Source organism: Colwellia sp. BRX8-7 (assembly GCF_014077275.1).
Classification (GTDB): Bacteria; Pseudomonadota; Gammaproteobacteria; order Enterobacterales; family Alteromonadaceae; genus Colwellia_A.
In genome coordinates this window covers 46,272-69,590 of sequence record NZ_JACGVP010000004.1, presented here as the reverse complement: position 1 = coordinate 69,590, position 23,319 = coordinate 46,272, and the positions used below count along the sequence as shown (strand labels likewise).

Genomic DNA, 23,319 nt, shown 5'->3' with positions numbered 1-23,319 from the left:
AAAACCTAAGAAGCTATACTTGTATCAAGTTTTTTTTCTAAGCGTAGTGGTTGCCATTTCAGGTACGTAATTGAGCGCCATAACCATTCTAACGGGCCAAATCTAAAGAATTTCAACCATAGTGTACAAAAAACAACTTGGGCAAAAATCACCGCGACGACAATAAGCATTTGTTGTCCGCGGGCTATTTGGCCAAACATACCACCAGCATAGCCATAAAATATTGTCGTTAAGATTATAGAATGACCGATGTAATTAGTAAGCGCCATTTTTCCTAACGGTGCCAACCATGAAAAACCTTTGATAAACCAAGCTTTGCTGGCTAATTTTACAAACAAGCCAATATAACCGGCACAGAGAACAAACTGCCCATAATAAAAAATAGTTTGTCCGCCCGCTCTCACTTCGATAGCACTTTTTGTCACTGGGTGTAGACTAATAAAAGTTCCAGCAATACTTAACAGTAGGCCAATGCTCAATCCGCCCCAGCACATAACACTGAAGAAACTTTGGTGTTGTTGTGGGTTTTTCATTCTGCCACTAGCGACTAACCAATAGCCCACCATGAAAAGAGGTAAACAAACAAAGAAGGCAAAGGTTGGCGTGTTACCTAAAGCTTCAACGGCGCTTTTAGCTCGGTACTTAGTCGCTTCAATATAGCTAGTTTGCGTAAAAGCTGTGGTTTCTTTTGCTTCATCTTGCGCACGGCTTTGTTTTCGTTCAAAACGTTGTTGAGCTTTATAAATAATAAGCTCTTCGTCGGTCATGCTATCTTCATCGACTTCTTCTACAGCTTCTTCTTTTTCTTCTAATGCTTCAACATCACTATCGATGACTGCCGCACTCGCTGCTATTAAGGTACTTTCGTCTTCAATCTCGGTATCTTTACTAACCCATATTTCTTTTGGATTATCTTTTTCTTGTTGCAGTAAAACATCAAGCTGCTGATTAATGCTGACTTCCTGTTGCCAATCGTTGGTTATTACGGTGTTGTCACGGGTAACACCAAAATAAAGAGCGGCAAACATTGAAACCAATAACGGCATCAATAATAGCGAGAAACCCACTTTTGCAAACGTAGCGGGGGTATTAAATCGCGCTAATTTTTTAATACGTAAAAGTAAAACAAACCCCAGTAAAAGCAAACCTCCTACCGCATAGTCGTGAATAATATCTCCACCCCAAAGAAAAATTAAATGCGCCATACCAAAAACAAATAATGCCAACATACGTCGGGTAAACCATGCGCCAAATTTACGATCTGCCTCTTGCGCCCTAACGAGCATGATGGCAAAACCCATACCAAAAAGTATTGAAAACAACTTATAAAATTTGCCTTCTACAAACACTTTAACTAACCAACTTGATGCCCAATCGAAGCCAGTAAGACTATAATCGAAGCTCAGTAATGCGCTAACAGGGCGATTAAACCATTCGATATTCATCATAATAATGCCAATTAAGGCAAAACCACGAAGTAAGTCCATCACTTGAATACGATTAGAGTTTGTGAGCGGTGTTAGCTCTTTATTAGTGCCGGGGAATTCATTTTCCATAGGTTTTTCCACTGTATTATTATAATGAGTTAATATTGTTTGCATGCTTAAAAGCATGAGTCATGCCAATTCGTTACCTATTGGTTTTTAACGAATTATATGAACTTTATTATTATAGTTATTAATAAACAGACAACAAATTGTAACTTTAGACCAAATTTACGGCTTTTCCTTAACGCTATCGCCAACAGTGTATTGAACAAAGTTAAGGGGGGTATCTCTTGTTCTTATTGCGACAATTCAATTTTAGGTTGCCACTTATGCCAATCGTCATCAACATCTCGTGCTAACTTAAATAGTTGTCCTTGCTCTGCTGGCTGAAAAGTCTCCTTAACGTCAACCTCAGGTGTAGCAAAAGCTATACCACCGGCAAGCAGTGTTTCTATAGATTCTGAGTCTATATTGATCCCTGAAAAAAGCCCCGCATCAATACGAATACCACTGGTATTCCAAAACTGACTGCTTTGGCTTACTAAAGGCGCATAACGCGGATAAATATTAATATAGATATTAACGGTGTCGGCTGTAGGTGATAAGTCGACACCAATTACCCGACCAACTTTAACTTGTCGATAGAGCACAGGATTGCCAGTTCTTACTGAACCTAAGTTCTTTGCACTTAATGAAAGATTTAACCCTGAAGGAAGCGTCGTTGTTACCGGCATAATGGCTTTGGCCTCAAAGCGATGACTTATTTCTCCCTTACCTGGCATTAATCCAATAAAGCCTCCCTCTAGAATAGCGCCAACATTTACTGAGCCCACAAGAGCAAGCTCAGGTTTAGCAAACCAAAATTTTGAGTCTGCAACCGCGAACTTTCGACCACTGTCATTTAAAAAAGCATAAACGGTTGCGCCAAATCCTTGCTGATCAAATTTGATCCGAGAAACTAAGCCAACTTGTTGATCTTGATATTTTATTTTTAAATTGTTTTTCAAGCCCTCAACATCACTAAAATGAATTTCTATGGCAACGCCCGCTAATTTTGCATACTCAACATTATCAAATAAGGTAAATTTCTCTCCCTCTTCAACGGTGTCTTGCTCAGGCTTTATTTCTGGGTTTATAAAACTGATCCCCCCCTTTAATATCGCATCAGCAGATTCTGTTTTAACAATAAAATTTCCTAGACCACCACTTATTGTTACACCACTGGCGTTATAGAAACGGGTAAAATTTGAAATTAAATGTCGGTATTCTTCATCAACGGTAATATTTATTTCAACGTTATTACCTGTGGTATCGAGAGAAACATTATCCACTTGTCCTACAGCTATGCCTCTAAAGCTAATCGGGCTGCCAGGATTAACGACATTCCCTTGCTCTGATTTTAGCGAAAGTTGTAGTCCTTGTGATGATAAGTGTTTTGCCGGTGGTAAGTCAGTAACAATAAAATCATGGGCTTTTTCACCTTCTCCAACGTTAACGCTGATATACGCCCCACCAAATAAAGCATCGGTATTTGTCATTCCTGACAAGGATAAGTCAGCATTAACGAGCCAAAACTGACTGTTTTCTCGGAGAATATATTCGTAATCAGTTAAGACCCCAACCTGAAGGGTAACTTGGTCTTGCTGGCGAATGACTTTATGAACAGAACCAATTTCTTCACCTCTTAGCATGATACGGGTTTTGTTACTTAAACCATGGGCACTATTCGTATAAAGGTTAAATGTTGAACGTTGTTTAGCCACGTTTTTATCAATAAACAGCTGAAAGCTATCACCATTCTTAGGTGCTGATTTTTCATTATTATCACCTAAGTCAAAAGCAATACCGCCCGCTAACATCGACTGAATAGATTGTGCTTGTATATCAAAATTTTGTAAGCCACCTGAAATATGTAAACCACTGGCGTTCCAAAAGTGACTATCACTAGAAACAAAGCTTTTGTATTTAGGTTCAATGAAAATGTGTACTAAAAATTCATTAGGGCCAATATTTTCAATTGCCTGAATAGTACCTACTTTCTGCTGTTTATAATAAATATTAGAGCTTGTGGTTAAAGAGCCAACATCTTGTGCTTTTAACACTAAATGTAACCCAGGCTCACTATATTGGTAGGCAGGCTCTTGATTATATACGTTAAATTTATTTAACGGTTTACCATCAACTGATGGACGAATACCAATGTGAGCGCCTAGCATTAATGTATGTAAATTTGTAACGCCGCCTAAGTCCAGATTTGGCGCTATAACAAAAAACTGCGAACCACTGGTTAAATAGGGAATGATACGAGGATTGATAATAGCACTGGCTTCGATGATCCTTTCTTCGGGATCAATACGAGTAAAGTCGGTAATTTTTCCTAATGTTAACCCTTGATACATAATCGCTGCATCGCGATCTATACCTGAATTCCAGTTTAACATTAACTGAATTTCATGGCCCATATTGGCGGTTTCATAATCAGAATATAAGGTGAAATTTTGGCCGTTGATCGCTGGTCCCATAACCGCTTCATAATCAGAGTTTCCAAAAGCCACACCTCCAGCAACAACAGAAGCCAGTGAATCGGTATGAACAGTAACACCACTAGTTAATGAGCCTGATACTGTTACGCCACTGGTATTCCAGAAACGCGAGTTTTCTTTTACTAAATTAGCGTACTCAGGTTCAATAAAAAGATTAATATTGATCAGATCAGAAGTTGCCTCATAGTTAAATCCAGCGACATAACCGACGGTAATTTGTTTAAATAAAACTGGCGATTTCTTGCCTAATGAACCCAAAGTTTTTGTTGTTAATGATACATGTAAACCTGGCGTTGCTTGATCTAATACCGGTTCTTCACTTAAGGCAATAAAGTGACTCCTTGCTTTACCTTCTTCTTCTATATCAGGTATCACATTTATGTAACTCCCTGATAACAAAGTGTCTAATCCGGTAATACCTTGAAATGAAACGTCGGCAGTCACGTACCAAAAACGTGTTTTATCGGTCAACATTTTTTTCGAGCTTGAAATCATTTCAATTTCGACAATAACACTCTGTAAGTCTTCAGATACTTCAACGTCACGAACAATACCTGTGGTAAGTCCTTTATAGCGAACTTGAGTTTTACCAACCACAATACCACTTGCACTTTCAAACTGAACGGTGATAAACGTGCCTCGGTCAGAAACAGCTTTTATAATTAGCCAAGCACCAAACAACAACGCAATAATAGGCACTAACCAGACTGCAGAAATACCTTCTCGACTTTTAATAATAGCTTTTGATTCGGCAAGAATAGTTTTATTTGTCATGATGAGGGACATCCGTTTTGTTATATGTTTTTTCAGAAAGTGACTGATGATTATGCTTCTGATAGTTATCCCATAATAGTCGCGGATCAAAGCTTTCCGCGGCAAAAATGGTAAAAATTACCATTAAAGTAAAGTAGGTAATACCAACTGCTGGTTCAATACTAGATAAAAAGCCTAAGTTAACAACCGCAGCCATGACCGTCACTACGAATACATCGAGCATTGACCATGGTCCTAAAAATTCGACAATATGATATAACTTTCCTTGTTGTTTTAACGACAATTGTGTTTTTCTTTTGGTGTTGTACATCAAGGTAAATAGCCCAATAATTTTCCCTAAGGGTATAACAAAGCTAGCAATAAAAATGATGACCGCTACCGGCAACATCCCCATTTGAATAAAAATGGCGATCCCCTCCAAAATGGTTGATGCTTCGGGGTTGCCGAAAGTGTAAAACACCATCATAGGATAAATATTAGCCGGAATAAACATCACTAACGCGGCAATGGTCCAAGCTAACGTGTATTCAATACTTTTAGGTTTTCGAGCAGAAAATAGCGTTAAACAGCGTGAACAGACTTGTCGCTCGCTATGCATAACATTGAGCTTATGACACTTTGGGCAACTGCCTAAACCTGCGGCAAGGGCTTTATTGCTCAAGAGATTTCTCCAGCTCATGCCATATATTGTGCTGATCTATTGTGACCGACACCAATGTTGAACATAACAACAGGAATATTAGGCTAATTAACCCACCATCAATCGTCATATCAGCCAGTGAAGAAAGTTTATACATAGAAACAACAACACCAAGTAAAAAAACGTGGAGCATCGTCCAAGTATCTAAAACATGATAAGAGCGAAAAAACACTAGCAACGAAGGTTTAATTTTTTGAAACTTTATGCACCATGAAATATATAAGGCCGTGATCAGCCTCACTACAGGGATAGCAATGGTAAACATAAAAACAGCAAAGGCGAGTACGTAATTGCGACTATCAATTAAAAGCGTAATACAGTCAACCAGAGAGGCATCGTTGTAAAGACCTGCGGCGCCGATGCCAATAATAGGTAATAATGCCGCGGGTAAAAAAAACAATAACCCTGCAATGGCGACAGCAAGGGTTCGATTAATCGCATCCCTCTTCTTTGAAAACAACATCGCGCCACAACAACCACATAAAGCATTTTGTCCTTCTAATAAATACGGCATAGGTAATAACGAATCGCATTGATGACAAGCAATCATATTATTAACAACTGAATGATTTTTCACTAAAGACCCAGTTCCATCAAGATAATTACCCTTACCTTTAAAATCAACAAATTACCAACTAATAATATCTATTTTAGTGTACGACATTAACCTTTCTTAGCCAATAAAAAAGCAGCTTATTAAGCTGCTTTATGTTCAGGATGAACGGTATGTCTTGGTGCCATGGATGGCAAATAAAGACGATGTTCAGAACTACATGTAGCTATAAGCGACTATTTTATCGTCGACATGTATTGCACTAAGGCGGCAATATCTGCATCTTCTAGCTTCATAGCAATATTTCGCATCATGCCATTTTTGTCATTGTTGCGAGCTCCCGAACGAAAACTTTCCAACTGAGCAGTTAAGTACATTGCATTTTGTCCGCCCAGAGCTGGGAAACCAGCTTGTGACATGCCTTTTGCATCAGCGCCATGGCAAGCAATACAAGCGGTAATTCCACGCTCTATATCACCACCAAAATATAGCTTTTTACCAACGTCACTGGTTGCTCCACCCGCATATTTTGCAGGTTGTGCACTATAATAAGCGCCTAAATCAAGCATATCTTGTTCGCTCAATGCCATGGCCATACCACCCATAATTGCATTTACACGACCTTCTTTTCCGCCCGAAGTTAGCCCCGTTTTAAAGTCAGCTAATTGTTTCGCGATATAGCTACTACCTTGTCCAGCCAGACTAGGATACATAGGTACTAAGCTATTACCATCAACACCGTGACATGCTCCACACATTGCAGATTTTGTTTTACCGGCATCAACATTACCTTGGGCAGCATAGCTGATATTTAGTGCACTTGTTCCTAATAAAACCAAGCTTAGTAGTATTCTTTTCATCAATGAGCTCTCTATATATGTAGATAATTAAATGTGGCTAGCAATGATTGGTAAGGTTATTACCTTAGGCACTGCAGTCTTCAATATCAAACAGTTTACACAAGTTATACCCATCGGACTAATTTATTGATCACTTAGCAGGCATAAAAAAGCAGCTTATTAAGCTGCTTTTTTAAAAATATTCTTTTAACCGTGCTTTATTTCATTGAAGACATGTATTGCGCTAATGCGTCAATGTCATTTTTCTTCAAACGTTTAGCTATATTTCCCATCATGCCATTACGATCATTATTGCGTTCACCGGTTTTAAAACTCATTAACTGTGCAGTTAAGTATTCAACACTTTGATTAGCAACAACTGGGAAACCAGCTTTTGCAACACCTTTACCCGTTGCGCCATGACAAGCGATACAAGCGGTAATACCACGAGCTGTGTCTCCACCAAAGTATAATTTGCGCCCTAGTTCAGAGCCCTTGCCATTACCTGGCGTCGGTTTTTGACTAGCAAAATATGCGCCTAATTCAGCCATGTCTTGTTCAGACAAGGCTGCAGCCATACCTGCCATTACCGCATTTTCACGCACACCAGATTTAAACTCTTTTAGTTGTTTAGCTGTATATTCCGCATGTTGTCCTGCTAATTTTGGATACATAGGCACTAAACTATTACCGTCCGCACCGTGACAAGCACTACACATTGCTGACTTTGCTTTTCCGGCAATCGCTTCTTCGGTAATAATCGCAACCTTAGTAACACGCTTAGGTTTTACATGAGCAACGGCCTTGGTATCCGCAAAATAGGCGCCCATATCGGCAATATCTTCATCGGTCATCGCACCAGCAAATTGATTCATTGCATAGTTAATGCGCGTTTTATCTTTAAAAGCATATAATTGCTTTTCGATATACTGGGCATGTTGGTTGGCTAAATTAGGGTTGATTAGTACCTGACTATTGCCCTCTTTACCATGGCAGCCGATACAGCTAGCAATATTACGTGAAGCATCACCTAATTCGTAAAGACTCTTACCTGCACTAGCATTGCCAACATAAGCAACAGTTTCTACTACAGCAGCCGGAGCTGAATGCATGCTAGCAAGTTCAACTGAAACGGTTGCGCCACTTCTATCTAAATTTGAGAAGTAAGCACCGATATCAGCCATATCTTGATCGGATAAGCCAGCAGCCATTGGTCCCATCATAGCGTTGACACGTGTACCACTTTTAAAGGCTTGTAGTTGTTTAACAATATAGGCAGCATGCTGGCCCGCTAAGTTAGGAAACGCATCACTTGCGCCAATCCCATTAGCACCATGACAAGCACTACACATAGCTGCTTTACTTTTACCTGCATCAACACTTCCGGTTGCTGCGAACGCGACATTAATACTCGTTACGGCAAGAATTAACGAAAAAATAATTTTATTCATTGAATGGCTCTCTGCTCTATTACTATTGATTAAGTATTCACTAAAAAATAAACGGATGAATATAAAAAACTAGTCATATTTTACACTAATATCATCACGGTGTAATAAGCATAGTAAAAATTAAGCTTAAAAAATGACACTTTTTACTGTTTCACGAGAAAAAAAAGATATAATGCTTTTTTTATTTGTTATTGGACACCATTTTGTCATCACCTGTTATTCATTTAAGTAAAGCCACTTTCACTTTAAGTGCGCCGGATATTCGTCGCTTGCCTGAAGACAACGGTATAGAAGTGGCCTTTGCGGGACGTTCAAATGCGGGTAAATCAAGCGCACTAAATACCTTAACTAACCAACGTGGTTTAGCTCGTGTCAGTAAAACACCGGGTCGAACGCAGCTTATTAACATTTTTGAAGTCGCACCTAACAGACGTTTGGTTGACTTACCCGGTTACGGCTTTGCCAAAGTGCCGATTGAAATGAAAAAAAAATGGCAAAAAGCACTTGGCGAATATTTAGAAAAACGTGATTGTTTAAAAGGCCTAGTTATTTTAATGGATATTCGTCATCCGTTAAAAGATCTTGATATGGACTTGATCCAATGGGCCGCGGACAGTGATTTACCGATATTGGCGTTATTAACAAAATGCGACAAGCTTTCACAAGGTAAAAGAAGTGCTGAAGTGCTTCAGGTTAAAAAAGCCTTAGCATCGTTAAATGCAGATATTACCGTACAAGCTTTTTCATCATTAAAATATACGGGGTTAGAAACAGCAAATGACCTAATTTGTAAGTGGTTGTCTGCCGATTTACCAACAGACCTTCCCGAAAGTGAAGAGTTTTAGCATCGCCATTTAATGCCAAGTGACCTTACTAAGGTCTAACTTGGCTAATGTTTTTCATACGAAAAACGCGATAAACAAAACATTCATTTTTCAATCATTAATCTTCACCCACAAACCTAACAAGCAAATTGATGCTGCTATCAAACCATGGCAACATAGTGCTTTAAAACTTATTCTTTCAAAAAGGCTCGTCAATTAATGGCTACCATTGCTGAACTCATCGCAACAGAACTTAACGTTAAAACCGCTCAGATAACTTCAGCAATTAACTTGCTTGATGACGGCGCAACCGTACCTTTTATTGCGCGTTACCGTAAAGAGGTAACTCAAGGGTTAGACGATAATCATCTGCGCCACATTGATCAACGTTTAAGTTATTTACGTGAGCTTGAAGATCGTCGAAAAGTCATTATTACCAGCATCACCCAACAAGATAAATTAACGCCAGCATTAGAAAAAGAATTACAAGCCGCAGACAACAAAACCCGTTTAGAAGATTTATATTTACCGTTTAAACCTAAGCGTCGCACTAAAGGCCAAATAGCCATAGAGTCGGGTTTAGAACCGCTTGCCAATAACCTTTATAATAACTGGGCGTTAACGCCAGAAATTGAAGCAAAAGCTTTTATCAATAATGATGCCGGTTTTAGCGATGAAAAATCAGTCCTTGAGGGCGCTATTTATATCCTCATTGAACGTTTTGCTCAAGACGCCAATTTATTACAAAAGCTGCGTAAGCATTTATTAAAGCAAGCGCATTTAACCAGTGTTGTCGCTAAGGGCAAGCAGCAAGAAGGCGCTAAATATCGCGACTATTTCGAGCACTCAGAATTATTAAAAAATGTTCCCTCACATCGTGCTTTAGCGATGTTGCGTGGTCGTAATGAAAAAATATTACAACTCAGTATTAACGTAGATCCAAACCAAGAAGATAGTCAGTACTCAAGTGCCGAACAAATTATTTGTGAGCACTACAATCTGCGTTTAACCGGACAAGCTGGTGCAGAATTTATCACTAAAGTGGTACGCTGGGCATGGAAAATAAAATTAAGCCTAAGCTTAGAAACTGAATTATTGGGTAATTTACGTGAACAAGCAGAAAATGGGGCGATAAAAGTTTTTGCCACCAATTTAAGTGATTTATTAATGGCCGCGCCCGCTGGTGCAAAAACGACACTAGGCTTAGACCCAGGTATGCGAACGGGTTGTAAATTAGCGATTGTTGATGCTACCGGTAAATTATTACAAACCGCGACAATTTTCCCACACGCACCACAGAATCATTGGGAAAAATCAGTACGAACCTTAGTCAATTTATGCCAACAACACAAAGTTGAATTACTCGCGATAGGTAATGGTACTGGCTCACGTGAAAGTGACAAACTCGCGGCAGAGGTTATTCAGGCATTAGAAGCAAATAAACCACAAAAAGTGATGGTCAGTGAGGCAGGTGCTTCTGTTTATTCTGCTTCAGAGTTTGCCGCAAAAGAATTTCCAGATTTAGACGTCTCTATTCGTGGCGCGGTTTCTATTGCACGGCGTTTACAAGACCCATTAGCTGAACTAGTGAAAATTGACCCTAAAGCGATTGGCGTTGGTCAATATCAACATGACGTAAGTCAGAGCCAGCTAAGTAAAACCCTCGACAATGTTATAGAAGATTGTGTAAATAATGTCGGTGTTGACTTAAATAGTGCTTCGGCTGCGTTATTAACACGAGTTTCAGGATTAAATAAAACGATGGCTGATAACGTCGTTGCTTATCGCGACGAACATGGTCGTTTTGATGACAGAAAAGAACTCAAGAAAGTAGCGCGTTTGGGTCCTAAAGCCTTTGAACAGGCAGCGGGATTTTTACGTATTTCAGGTGGTAAAAATCCACTAGACAATTCAGGTGTTCATCCAGAAAGCTACCCAGTTATTGAAAAGATTATTGCCCACCTTAATAGCAACATTAGTGATTTAATCGGTAATAGTGAACAATTAAGTAAAATTAATATCACAGATCTCAACGATATTAATATTGGCGAATTAACGCTTAAAGATATTATTAGTGAGCTAGAAAAGCCCGGCCGAGATCCTCGACCTGTTTTTAAAGCTGCACAGTTTAAAGAAGGTGTAAATACCATTAATGACTTAACTGTCGGCATGGTACTCGAAGGTGTTATTTCAAACGTTGCCAATTTTGGTGCCTTTGTCGATTTAGGTGTTCATCAAGATGGCTTAGTACATATTTCATCACTTACTGACAAATTTGTTAGCGACCCACGTGAAATTGTTAAAGCAGGAGATATTGTTAAAGTAAAAGTGATGGAAGTTGATGCGGCTAGAAAACGCATTAGCTTATCTATGCGTTTAGATGAAACAGTGACCACCAAGCCAGAACAAAACCAACAGACGAATAAGCCTCAGCCTCGTTCACAAAATACCACACCCAAAACGGCTAAGCCAAACCCGCAACGTAATACAAAGCCACCCGCTAAAAAGAGTGAAAATGCCGCTATGGGTAACGCTTTTGCTGATGCCTTTGCTAAATTTAAAAAGTAGTAGAGGGGTGATGTTGGTACTGAAGTTATCAGTATCAACGACTAGATCCTGAAATAAATACCTCGTCATGCTGAACTTGTTTCAGTATCTGTGCTTTTTGCTATATTCATAACACTAGATCCTGAAATAAATTCAGGATGACGGCTTTTTATTCTAAAGGCTTGGTTATGTTCAATTTATGCTAAAGACCTCGTCATGCTGAATTTATTCTAAAGACTGCTTCATGTTGAGTTTATGGTAAAGACTTCGTCATGCTGAACTTGTTTCAGTATCTGTGCTTCTTGCCATATTCATAACACTAGATCCTGAAATAAATTCAGGATGACGGTTTTTTATTCTAAAGGCTTGGTTATGTTCAATTTATGCTAAAGACTTCGTCATGCTGAACTTGTTTCAGTATCTGTGCTTCTTGTCATATTTATAACACTAGATCCTGAAATAAATTCAGGATGACGGTTTTTGGGACGGTTGTTTTTGTATTAGGATGACATATGCGTTCTTTGGCATCCATGCCACCACGCTATACAGTACATCCTGTACATATGCGTTCTTTGGCATCCATGCCACCACGCTATACCGTACATCCTGTACATAAAAAAGGGGAAGCAAAAGCTTCCCCAAAAAACCTCAGAATAGGAGGTCAACTAACGCAAAACGTGTGAATTCTTTGCTTTTATGTAACGGTATACTTATAAAACGTATTTTGCTGAAAATTGTAAGTAGTCAGAATCAACATTTTTATCTGCCATTTCAAAATTACCCACTTCAACACCAAAGGATAATTGCTGAGTAACATTTTTAAATAAATTTACACCCCAATGTGTACGGTCATAATCTGCAACTTCTGTAGTGGTGTTACCATAAAAGGCCGTGCTTCGTAAATCTTCGGTCCAGAAATGACGGTATGCAACGCTGATTGAGGTTGTTTCTTCAACTTCTTCGCCAATTAAATCTTTTGATGCGGTTACGCCAATATAGCGACCTACTTCACCACCATGAAATTGAAAACGAAAGTCATCTTTTCCAAAAGTATTAATGCGACCTGAAATACCATAACCTAGTGCTGATTCTTCATTACCACCAACGGTTTGTAATCGTTTGGCTACCGCGGCAATAGCGACATTACCCCAATCGCCTTTAAAATTATAACGAGCAATAACATCAGGCATAGAATCATTGCCACTGACACCACCATATGATTCTGGATTTTCAACAGAGACCTGAAAGTTACCCATAGTGTAACGAACTTGTCCTTGACGAATAAAAGCTGCCGATAACAATGGACCACCAAAATCAGCGGCTTCTGCAAGTGCACTGGTGTTAACAAAAGTTGACCAAGTGTCACCAATTAATAGATCTTTATATTTAATAAATGCATGACGAATACGTGGGTTTGACGAATTTGAGATAATTTCATTACCCCCTCCTCTAACAGCGTCTCCATAGAAATCCATTTCAATAAAACCGGTTAAATCACCATGTTTATATTTAGTATTAATGCGTGATTCATTTACCGCAATACCAAAATTAGAAATACTATTGTCTAGTGCCGTGCCACTACCATACCAATAATCAGTTGCTGCAACAGTACCATCGATGTAACGTGCGTCGGCTTTGATATAGCCACCGAAAGTAATACTGTCGTCGTTGTCTAATTTAATTTCGTAAGCCGCATTTGCTGTGCCAGCCAGTGCGAATAATCCTGTTGCTAATAGAAGCTTTTTCTTGTTAAACATTTTGCTATCCCCGTTTGTTGTGTATTAGCCTCAGAAAAACTGCAGATACGATCTTTTGGCTACTTTTTATCGTTTTATTTTTATTTTATGGATATAACTTAAAACGTTAATCGCTATTTAGAAATTAGACATAAGTCTAAAGGGGATGTTTTTTGCCTGTTAATAACGATTCTTTCATCTTATAAAATTGTATATTTAACGATAATTACACTTGAAACGGTTAGGAAATGTTAGGCTGGTCATAGCTTTGCTTGTATTATCCTCGAGTGAATAACTAATAATGAAAAAAGGTAAATTTAGATGAGAAAATCTCTTATTCTTGCCAGTGGCGTTGCAATTATCTCTGCACTGACACCAACCCTGTTGTCGGCAAAACAACTAAACGTTGACGACTATAAAAAAGCTGAACAACAATTATCAAGCTATACCAGTAAGTTAGTAACAGGTACTGTTGACTACCCGTTATGGTCAAGCAATGACACTTTGGTATACCGCAGCCATACTGAAGACGGCGATAAATTTTTTAAAGTTGATATTAATAGCCAGAAAAAATCTCTCGCATTCGATCATAAAAAATTAGCAGAATCACTTGCTCGCATTACTGATAGCGAAGTAAATCACGATAAGTTCCCTTTCACTCAAGTAGAGTTTATATCTGTAAACAACATCAAATTTTCAGTAAAGACAAAGAGTTACCAATGTGATTTAACTCATTATTTATGTCAGCTTGATGAACTAAGCCAAAAAAGTGCGGAAAACTTATCACCTGATGGTAAACGTGCCGTCTTTATTCGCGATCATAATCTATGGTTACGTGATTTAATAACAGATAAAGAAAGTCAACTCACCACTGACGGTATTAAAGACTTTGGCTATGCAACCAATAATGCTGGCTGGGTTCGTCGTGATTCTCCCGTAGTGACTTGGGCGCCTGACTCAAAAAAATTAACCACCTTTAAGCATGATGGCCGCAACGTAGGTGACATGGGCATAGTGTCAACCGCAGTTGGCCATCCAACAATTGACGTTTGGAAGTATCCTTTACCGGGTGATGAACATATATTTGCTATTCATCGTGTCGTTATCGACGTTGAAAGTAAAAAGGTCACGCCACTTGATATGGCACCCGATGCTCACCGTTCAACAATCACCGACCATGTCGCTGGACGTAACGGCGAACTATTAGACATAGATTGGGCTGACGATAGTAAAACATTTGCCTTTGTTTCTTCTACGCGCGATCACAAAACTGCCACGTTGAAAATTGCTGATGCTAAAACCGGTAAAGTTAAGCTTGTTATGTCAGAAACACAAAAAAGCTTTTTTGAATCAGGTGTCGATGGCATTAGTTGGCAGTATTTAGAAAAAAGTAATGAGGCTATTTGGTTTTCTCAGCGCAGTAACTGGGGACATTTATACCTAATAGATTTAGCAACGGGGAAAGTTAAACAACAAATTACCCAAGGTGACTGGACGGTTATCGAATTACTCCATGTTGATCAACAAACGGGTAAGCTTATTTTCACTGGCGCAGGCAAAGAAGGCAGTGACCCTTATTACCATTATCTTTACAGCGTTAACAAAGATGGCTCTGAGTTAACCTTATTAACACCCGAGAAAAAGCACCATCGCATTACGTTAAACAAAGCTGGCACACACTTTTTAGACCGCGCGGCAACACCAACAACCGCTGAAATAAGCCGAGTACGTGCCGTTAGTAATAACAAAGAATTGACCATAGAAACCATGGATATTAGCCAATTAAAAGCGTCTGGCTGGCAAGCACCGGTTGAATTTATTGTTAAAGACAGAAACGGTGAAAATGATATTTATGGTTTAATGTACAAGCCAACAAATTTTGACGCCAGCCAATCTTACCCTGTAGTTAATTATTTATATCCAGGTCCACAAGTAGGTAGTATTCGTGGCCGTCATTTTCGTAGCTCCCGTGGCGATAACCAAGCAATTGCTGAGTTAGGCTTTATTGTTATAGAAATTGATGCTTTGGGTACACCGGGTCGCTCAAAAGCTTTCCATGAATTTTATTATGGCAACATGGGCGACAGTGGTATTCCTGATCAAGTTTCTGCCATTGAACAGTTAGCTAAGCGTCATAATTGGATTGATGTAACACGCGTTGGTATTTGGGGTCATTCTGGCGGTGGTTTCGCATCAACTCGTGCATTATTAACTTTTCCAGATTTCTACAAAGTAGCCGTATCCCAGGCAGGTAATCATGATAACCGTAACTATGCTGATGAATGGGGCGAAAAATACCATGGTCTTGAAGTTATAGATGAAGAAGGCATTAGCAATTACGACAGCCAAGCAAACCAGTTATCGGTGGACAGTTTGCAAGGTAAATTATTGATCGCTCACGGTACAACCGATACCAATGTACCACCTTACAATACTTTGATTGTCGTTGAAGCTTTAATTAAGGCTAACAAAGATTTTGATATGTTGATGTTACCTAATCGCGGCCACGGTTTTGCGCGTGAACCTTACATGATGCGCAAACGTTGGGATTATTTTGTTGAACATTTAATGGGAGCAACGCCACCCAAAGAGTTTCAGTTTTCTAAATAAAACAGCTTTATAACCCAATAAAAAAGACGCTTACTGCGTCTTTTTTATTGGCATTACATTATTTTTATCAGCCCTAGCTTGCCAATTATTCGCTTGCACTTGCGCTAGATCAAAACAATTAGCCAACGTTGTCATAAAATAAAGTCATAGCCATTATCGTTTAAAGGAAAATGACATGACTCATCAAGAAATATTAATCTCCTTAACAGAGAAAAAAGCTCAGCTAGAGCATCGCATAAGTGCTATTGAAGCTGATTTACATCAAGGTCGCTCACAGGACTTTGCTGAACAAGCAACCGAAACCGAAAATGATGAAGTGCTAGATGAAATTCATCACCAAGCAAAAGCTGAACTAAAGTATGTTATTGCCGCATTAAATCGTCTAGAAAATAAAAAATATGGCTTTTGTTCAAGCTGTAACACCCTAATAAACATCGAAAGATTACACGCTTTACCTTACACAACAACTTGTATTAATTGCGCAACATAAGGGATAAAAAATGATAATAGAAAAACATGATTTACACCACGAGTTTCCAGAATTTGCTGATGAAATACGCAGCCTAAAAATGAATGATGCTCATTTTGCTCGCTTATTCAAAAAATATCACGAGCTCGATCAAGAAGTACATCATATTGAACAAGGGGCTGAAAATACTTCGGATGAATATCTCGATCAACAAAAAAAGCAGCGTTTACATTTAAAAGATGAATTATTTACCATCATCAAAAAAGCGAAATCAACCGACTAAAATTTTATCGTCAAGTAAGAGCATGAAACTAAGGTTAGCTATAGGTTCAAGGCAAGATGATAATGTTAACACTACTGCAATCGTTTAATTACTAACGAATAACACTAGACAAAGTTTCAAATCTATTTATTGTAGAAGGGGCCATAGGTGTTTTGATTAATCGTGATAAACACCAATAGGCCCTTAATAACAATAAAATAGGTGGTTACATGGCTAGACTAAAACAAGCAAAAGTAGCATTACAAGAAGCGTACGATACCTTTAATCAAGCAGTTGAAAAACCACTCCCCGCATTAGCACTATCAAATACCGATTCTATTCAGAATTTACTTAACATCGTTATCCGCAGAGAATCATTTTCTGTCGCCAAAAAATGTAGCTTCCCTAACAAGCTCTCTGCTGATTTAAGAAAAAAATTAGCAGACGTTTTATTACTTATTGATAAAGTAGATATTGAAATAATAAAGGCCAATGCTAAGTCTACATCAACTTCAGTTGATAAAGCCTAAACGGTCACCATAAGCCATTTCAAATAAGAGCGGTAGTAAGTTGTCAGGGGCTTTTTCAAAAGTAATATTCAACTTGAAAATATCACGGTTGCCTTCAACATATTTACTTGCCGTTAATTTTTATGGGTTCATTGAGCCGAAACTACAATAATAAATCGTGCAATTTAAGTGAGTTGTTATCAGACATTTCACTGACTTGTACCATTAACAGTTCTGCCGTAGCTATAGCGTCATTTAAAGCGTTATGGGCAAAATGATTTGGCAAGCCATGAGCGTGGCGCAAAGTTGACAATCTTAATTCTGAGGGGTCGTAAGCGACATCCTTTTTATCAAGTTGACGCTTTGCTACCATTAGTGTATCTATCATCGGAAAAGGTGGCGCTACGCCATAAAGTTCCAAACAAGCTTGTTGCAAGAATTGTCTTTCAATACGAGCAAAATGTACCAACATTACTTTTCCAGCCAAAGCTTTGAGTAAGGCTTCAACCACCTCTTTTAATGGCGCGCCTTGTTCTTTTTGCTGATCAGTTATTTGATGAATAATAACGTTATCTGCGCAAAGATCATCCTTCGTTTTGATGATTTGATGGTAGCTGTCTTTTAATGATATTTGCTGCTGTTTTATGCCAATAAAGCCAACACTCAGTAACTTATCGTTAATGGCATGAAGGCCAGTGGTTTCAAAATCAACCGACAAAATTTCAATATCATTTAATGGCGTATCAGGTTCAGGAAAACTGACAGCAAGAAAGTCTTTTAAGGCTCCTTCTGGCGCTCGCGCCCAAGCACGTTTTCGTTGAGCTTCATAACCGAGTAACCAATAAAACAAGGGTTGATTGCTGAGCATATTTAACCTTAGTACGTTGACTGTCTGCTATCTTGTAATGCTTTAATGACTTTAAAAGCATCCTTTAAATGTTCACGTTCGAGCTTAGACAATTTTTTCGGTGACAAGTAATTATTTGGCTCTTTACCTGCTTGAAGTAAATTGGCTTGGTGCTCTAAACGCAATATGCCTAAAAATTCATAAGCATCAATTAAGTTAGCCGCCGACTCTTTAGAAATAGAAGGGCTTCCAGCTGCTTTTCTAAGGCGCTCTATAGTGTTCACTGATGCGATCCCTTCGGCTAGCGCATAAATTCTTGCCAGATCAACAATCGGCGCTATACCATTGTGCTTAATATCTAGACTCGATTTATGCTCGCCATCAGAAATTAACACAAAATCCCGAAAAAACCCCAGTGGTGGCCTCAGCATCAAAGCATTTCTAGACAGGTGTGCGAGAAATAAGCTATTACCTTTGGTTTTTGCCAGCAGCTTGCTACGTACTTCGTTAAGTAAAGAATCGTCGCCATGTACTGTAGCAAAATCAAAGAAGACACTACCATTGAGTAACGCCTGTGGGCTTGGAGTATTCACCCATTGCTCAAAATATTGATGCCACATTTTTTGTGGTTGTCGCCATTTAGGGTTTGAAGCCATGATATCGCCAGGACACAGGATAAAACCGCAGGCAGCAAGACCATCACAAACAAACGAGGCGAGGTTTTCAAACCAAGCTTCATGCTCAGGTTGTACCTGATCAGAAATAATTAAAGCATTGTCTTGGTCAGAATGGGCAAGCTGCTCTTGTCTTGCTTGAGAACCACAAGCTACCCATGCATAGGGAACTGGCGCTTTGCCATTGATTTTTTCTGACATTTCAATAATTCGAATCGTAAATGCCATCGTTATCGCGCTAATACTTTTACCAATATGATCAGCGCTGGTACCGAGTTTAGCCATACGAATTTGTAATTTTGGTATTAATTTACTGATACGGATCAAATCGTTAATGGTCGCCGCTTTACGAATAATACTGGTGATATTGACGGCATTGTGGCCTTCATTATTCATTAAGTCCGTGATAGTTACCATCGCCACTAGTTCGCCATACTCTCCAGAATCACTAAAGCCAGTAATAGGAAGGTGGTGAATACGCTTGCTAGTCATCAACATAAGCGCATCATAAGCGCTACTTTGCTCGGGTAACGTTGCCATATCTGTGGTCATAATCTCGCTGACTGGCAGGGTAAAACTTAACCCTTCAGCGACACAACGTCGACGAATATCTTTATCGGTTACTATACCAACCGGTGTACCGACACCACTTTCTTTATCATCAATTACGACTAAGCAAGAAATATCTTTTTCAGTCATTTTTAGCGCCGCTTCTTGTATGCTTTGATGACTGTTAATGGTTAATACTGGTTGATGATAAAATTGACTAATGGGGTTATTAATCAGTGAAGAATTAATAATCGCGTCTTCATTAACCTTGCTCATTTTCCCTTTTAAACGCTCTGCAGCTGTTTGCATGAAAAAAGCGTCTATTTGTGGGTAGTCTGCAACTAAAGACAGCAAAGTTTGATAATCAAGACTGTACAGTAAAGTGTCTTCTTCAGTATTTACCTCCACTTCATTGCGTTGTGCGGGTCGACAAAAAACACTGCAAATTTCACCTTCGGTATATTTTCCCACTAACTGACCATTATGGTCGGTATAAACCAAAGCACCTTTGCGTAAGATATAAAGACGCGCCTCCTCGATACCATTAGGTGGTAACGGTTGCTTGGCCCTTACGTAGCAAATATTTATTTCTTTAACTAATTGTAACGTCACCGATTCGGGTAGGGTGTCGAATGGCGGAATCGCTTGAAGGAAAGCACTAATCTCGGCGAGTTCATGATCCATATTCTTTCAGCCTTTAACAAAACATACTTAGTAGATAGCTATTTTTAGTGTATTTAGCCCGCTTACGTCAACCCTAAAGTATAAAATCTAGACTAAAGTGTAATACCTCAATTCGAAAAACCTTGTTAGTGTCAATAATAGTTAAATTTCACTATGAATTTTGATTTTGGTTTTATCGCGATCCGAATTAATAGTAAACGTAACTACTGCCTTAATTGGTAAAACAGGTGATAAATCAAGCGTAAAAAAATAATAAACGCTTCACATAATAACTGGGCTAAAACCCAGATAAGTTAAGTTGCTAGGAGAGGATAATGGAAGAGAAACAGACATATTGGTCAGAAAATCTGCGCCTAATATTTATAAGTCTTGTTATCTGGTTCGTCGTTTCATTTGGGTTCGGTTTGCTATTAGTAGAACCTTTAAATGAAATACGTATCGGTGGCTACAAACTAGGTTTCTGGTTTGCACAGCAAGGTTCAATTTACACTTTTGTCGGTTTAGTTTTTTGGTACACCAAAAAAATGAACGATCTTGATAAAAAATATAACGTCGAGGAATCATAATGGATGAGTTAAAACTCTATACATACATTGCTGTGTTCGGTTCTTTCGCCGTTTACTTTGGTATTGCTTGGTGGGCTCGTGCCGGTTCAACTAGTGACTTTTACGTTGCTGGTGGTGGTGTTACCCCATTACAAAATGGTATGGCAATTGGTGCCGATTGGATGAGTGCCGCGTCATTTATTTCAATGGCAGGGATGATTTCTTTCCTTGGCTATGGTGGCTCAGTTTTCTTAATGGGTTGGACTGGTGGTTATGTACTACTGGCCATGCTACTTGCTCCTTACTTACGTAAGCACGGCAAGTTCACTGTACCTGAATTTATTTTTGACCGTTATTACTCAAAAACAGCACGTGTTGTTGCCGTTGTTTGTTTAATCATAGCGTCATTAACTTACATCATTGGTCAAATGAAAGGTGTGGGTGTTGCTTTCTCTCGCTTCCTAGAAGTTGATTACGATTTAGGTCTTTACATCGGTATGTTCGTTGTTTGGGTTTATGCCGTATTGGGTGGTATGAAAGGTATTACTTACACGCAAATTGCTCAGTACATAGTATTGATTTTTGCTTATACCATTCCTGCAGTCTTTATTTCACTACAGTTAACGGGTAACCCTATTCCACAGTTAGGCTTAGGCTCAACGTTGGCTGACGGTAGCGGTGTTTATTTACTTGATAAATTAGACTTAGTTGTTACTGAATTAGGCTTTAAAGAGTACACCACTGATAACATGGGCGGCTCAGTAAATATGTTCGCATATACTCTATCTCTGATGATAGGAACTGCCGGTTTACCTCACGTTATTATGCGCTTCTTTACCGTTCCTTCAGTTAAAGCTGCACGTCAATCTGCAGGTTACGCATTAGTCTTTATCGCCTTGTTATACACAGTTGCTCCGGCAGTTGGCGCAATGGCTCGTTTAAACCTAATGAACACTATTGAACCCGTAGCCGGTCAGAACCTTGAGTATGCTGAACGTCCACAATGGTTTAAAGATTGGGAAAAAACTGGTCTTTTACAATACGAAGACAAAAATGGCGATGGTAAAATACAATATACTGCTGATAAAGCGACGAATGAAATGGTTAAAGTTGACCGTGACATTATGGTACTTGCTAACCCAGCAATCGCAAACTTACCAAACTGGGTTATTGCTTTAGTTGCCGCCGGTGGTTTAGCTGCTGCGTTATCTACTGCCGCTGGTTTGTTATTAGCGATATCCTCCTCTATCTCCCACGATTTATTGAAAGGTATTTTAACACCTGACATGTCAGAGAAAGATGAGTTACTCGCAGGTCGAATTGTGATGACAATATCAGTGATGGTTGCTGGTTGGCTTGGTTTAAATCCGCCTGGCTTTGCCGCAGGAACGGTGGCGCTAGCCTTTGGTTTAGCCGCATCGTCAATATTCCCTGCACTAATGATGGGTATATTTGCTAAGAAGATGAGTGGTCCAGCAGCAGTTTGGGGCATGTGTTCGGGTATCGGTGTAACTATGTTATACGTGTTCCAACACAAAGGTTTTATGTTTATCCCAGGCACTTCTTTCCTAGGTGACATGGGTCCTAACTGGTTCTTTGGTATTTCTCCTAATGCCTTTGGTGCAGTCGGCGCTGCTGTTAACTTTGCAGTTGCTTTCGCTGTATTAAGAGTAACAGGTCCAGCACCCGCTCATATCCAACAAATGGTTGAAAACTTCCGTACACCGCACGGTGGTGTTTCAGCAGCACATGATCACTAATTAGTCTTACGACAACTTTTTGATTAATAATACTAAAGCCCTATTTAACTTGTATAAATAGGGCTTTATATTTACTTATTACGATATAATGAGTAAATTCTTCTGCTTAAGCAGACATAATACTTAACACCGAACGGGCTAAATGGCCGTTATGATTAAAACTAAACTGACTCAGTGGGCGGCAGAACTAAAACCTAACTAGCTAAGTCGGCGTCATCCTAAATTCATTTCAAGATCTCAAGTTAAACAACTGAAATAAATTCAGCATGACGAAGTAACATATACTCATAGGAAGCTTTATGAACAAACACACTAAAACAGCTATTATCGTTGCCCCTATCCTGACCATTTTAGGCTTTGCCTTAGCTGATTTATGGGAAGAGAATAGTGCTAGTCAAGCGCGCGCTTTTGAATTAGTTCCCTTTGGACATTGTGACGTTAGTCAGCAAAAATGTATTTTAAAATCAGGAGAATTTGAAGTAAATGTTATGGATGATAAGGGTATAACGACCGTTAATTCTACTTTCCCTATCGACACCGCGACTTTATTTCTCGTCGATAAAGAAAACCAAGCAACGTCCTTTCGACTCGGCATGAAAGACTCGCCTTATTACTGGAAGCGCGAAACACCACTTGGTCGTTTGGTTGCAGATAAAGGCCAAAGCTACAAATTACGTTTAATCCTTGAAATTAAGGGCGGTAAATATTTTTCTGAGTTTTATACGCAAACACTTAACTAAGACCACCGATAACCCCACAAGTGGCAGGTCGTTAATTTATCGTTGTCATGGTATTTATGACAACGATTCATTGATAAAAACAACCACTGATAACATGACTAACACCAAGCCAACTCATTATCTGAACAATCATTCGCTACGACATCTTATTACGCCCCCAAATTAATCACGCTAAGCCACCATAGGAAGATTATTTGTTGATAAAAAGGTAACCTC

18 protein-coding genes and 1 pseudogene are annotated in these 23,319 nt (G+C 39.1%); 9 read left to right on the top strand and 10 right to left on the bottom strand.

Annotated elements, in window-relative coordinates:
- Window positions 1-5: 5 nt before the first annotated feature.
- The 7 genes and pseudogenes from H4J57_RS05165 to H4J57_RS20345 form a co-directional block, all read right to left on the bottom strand.
- Window positions 6-1,556 (bottom strand): DUF418 domain-containing protein, encoded by a 1,551-nt coding sequence (locus H4J57_RS05165; protein ID WP_182242153.1) that lies wholly within the window; start codon window positions 1,554-1,556, stop codon window positions 6-8.
- A 227-nt stretch (window positions 1,557-1,783) separates the two neighbouring features.
- Window positions 1,784-4,804, bottom strand: coding sequence for a PqiB family protein (locus H4J57_RS05160; protein ID WP_182242152.1), 3,021 nt, complete (start codon window positions 4,802-4,804; stop codon window positions 1,784-1,786).
- Window positions 4,794-5,465 (bottom strand): paraquat-inducible protein A, encoded by a 672-nt coding sequence (locus H4J57_RS05155; RefSeq protein ID WP_182242151.1) that lies wholly within the window; start codon window positions 5,463-5,465, stop codon window positions 4,794-4,796. Before H4J57_RS05155 ends, H4J57_RS05160 begins: the two co-directional genes overlap by 11 nt.
- Entirely contained in the window at window positions 5,455-6,081 is a 627-nt protein-coding gene (locus H4J57_RS05150) for a paraquat-inducible protein A (RefSeq protein WP_182214521.1), read from the bottom strand. The genes H4J57_RS05155 and H4J57_RS05150 overlap by 11 nt, the downstream gene beginning before the upstream one ends.
- Window positions 6,082-6,293: 212 nt before the next feature.
- Window positions 6,294-6,917, bottom strand: coding sequence for a cytochrome c (locus tag H4J57_RS05145; RefSeq protein ID WP_070375442.1), 624 nt, complete (start codon window positions 6,915-6,917; stop codon window positions 6,294-6,296).
- A gap of 197 nt (window positions 6,918-7,114) precedes the next feature.
- Window positions 7,115-7,726, bottom strand: coding sequence for a c-type cytochrome (locus H4J57_RS20350; RefSeq protein WP_220466007.1), 612 nt, complete (start codon window positions 7,724-7,726; stop codon window positions 7,115-7,117).
- Window positions 7,721-8,347: pseudogene (locus H4J57_RS20345) on the bottom strand (c-type cytochrome); the annotation flags it as partial. The pseudogene H4J57_RS20345 and the gene H4J57_RS20350, both read right to left, overlap by 6 nt.
- A gap of 203 nt (window positions 8,348-8,550) precedes the next feature.
- On the opposite strand from H4J57_RS20345, the gene yihA reads away from it, so the two are divergent.
- Window positions 8,551-9,192, top strand: a complete 642-nt coding sequence (gene yihA / locus H4J57_RS05135; RefSeq protein ID WP_220465222.1) for a ribosome biogenesis GTP-binding protein YihA/YsxC — start codon at window positions 8,551-8,553, stop codon at window positions 9,190-9,192.
- Window positions 9,193-9,390: 198 nt separating this feature from the next.
- Complete coding sequence (locus tag H4J57_RS05130) at window positions 9,391-11,739, top strand: Tex family protein (RefSeq protein WP_182242149.1); 2,349 nt, start codon at window positions 9,391-9,393, stop codon at window positions 11,737-11,739.
- A gap of 689 nt (window positions 11,740-12,428) precedes the next feature.
- On the opposite strand, the gene H4J57_RS05125 is transcribed toward H4J57_RS05130, so the two are convergent.
- The gene (locus H4J57_RS05125; protein WP_070375439.1) at window positions 12,429-13,475 is read right to left on the bottom strand and encodes a DcaP family trimeric outer membrane transporter; all 1,047 of its coding nucleotides are present in this window, start codon (window positions 13,473-13,475) and stop codon (window positions 12,429-12,431) included.
- 300 nt (window positions 13,476-13,775) lie between these two features.
- On the opposite strand from H4J57_RS05125, the gene H4J57_RS05120 reads away from it, so the two are divergent.
- The 4 genes from H4J57_RS05120 to H4J57_RS05105 all read left to right on the top strand — a co-directional run bounded on the left by H4J57_RS05120 (window position 13,776) and on the right by H4J57_RS05105 (window position 17,325).
- Entirely contained in the window at window positions 13,776-16,064 is a 2,289-nt protein-coding gene (locus H4J57_RS05120; protein WP_182242148.1) for a DPP IV N-terminal domain-containing protein, read from the top strand.
- Between the two features lie 175 nt (window positions 16,065-16,239).
- Window positions 16,240-16,554: a TraR/DksA C4-type zinc finger protein gene (locus tag H4J57_RS05115; RefSeq protein WP_182242147.1), complete on the top strand. Its 315-nt coding sequence runs from the start codon at window positions 16,240-16,242 to the stop codon at window positions 16,552-16,554.
- A gap of 10 nt (window positions 16,555-16,564) precedes the next feature.
- Window positions 16,565-16,816 (top strand): YdcH family protein, encoded by a 252-nt coding sequence (locus H4J57_RS05110; RefSeq protein WP_182242146.1) that lies wholly within the window; start codon window positions 16,565-16,567, stop codon window positions 16,814-16,816.
- 209 nt (window positions 16,817-17,025) lie between these two features.
- Window positions 17,026-17,325: a hypothetical protein gene (locus H4J57_RS05105; protein ID WP_182242145.1), complete on the top strand. Its 300-nt coding sequence runs from the start codon at window positions 17,026-17,028 to the stop codon at window positions 17,323-17,325.
- 142 nt (window positions 17,326-17,467) lie between these two features.
- Here H4J57_RS05105 and H4J57_RS05100 read toward each other — a convergent pair whose 3' ends face one another.
- Together H4J57_RS05100 and H4J57_RS05095 are read right to left on the bottom strand one after the other, a co-directional pair.
- Window positions 17,468-18,172, bottom strand: coding sequence for an exonuclease domain-containing protein (locus tag H4J57_RS05100; RefSeq protein ID WP_182242144.1), 705 nt, complete (start codon window positions 18,170-18,172; stop codon window positions 17,468-17,470).
- 8 nt (window positions 18,173-18,180) lie between these two features.
- On the bottom strand, window positions 18,181-20,058 hold the full coding sequence (locus tag H4J57_RS05095) for a putative nucleotidyltransferase substrate binding domain-containing protein (RefSeq protein ID WP_182242143.1): 1,878 nt from the start codon (window positions 20,056-20,058) through the stop codon (window positions 18,181-18,183).
- Between the two features lie 314 nt (window positions 20,059-20,372).
- Here H4J57_RS05095 and H4J57_RS05090 point away from each other — a divergent pair, with 314 nt between their 5' ends.
- From H4J57_RS05090 to H4J57_RS05080, 3 genes are all read left to right on the top strand, one after another.
- A complete protein-coding gene (locus H4J57_RS05090; protein WP_070375432.1) occupies window positions 20,373-20,624 on the top strand; it encodes a DUF4212 domain-containing protein in 252 nt (83 codons plus the stop codon).
- Window positions 20,624-22,363: a sodium:solute symporter family protein gene (locus H4J57_RS05085; RefSeq protein WP_070375431.1), complete on the top strand. Its 1,740-nt coding sequence runs from the start codon at window positions 20,624-20,626 to the stop codon at window positions 22,361-22,363. Before H4J57_RS05090 ends, H4J57_RS05085 begins: the two co-directional genes overlap by 1 nt.
- 299 nt (window positions 22,364-22,662) lie before the next feature.
- Window positions 22,663-23,103, top strand: coding sequence for a hypothetical protein (locus H4J57_RS05080; protein ID WP_182221346.1), 441 nt, complete (start codon window positions 22,663-22,665; stop codon window positions 23,101-23,103).
- The last annotated feature ends 216 nt before the right edge of the window (window positions 23,104-23,319 follow it).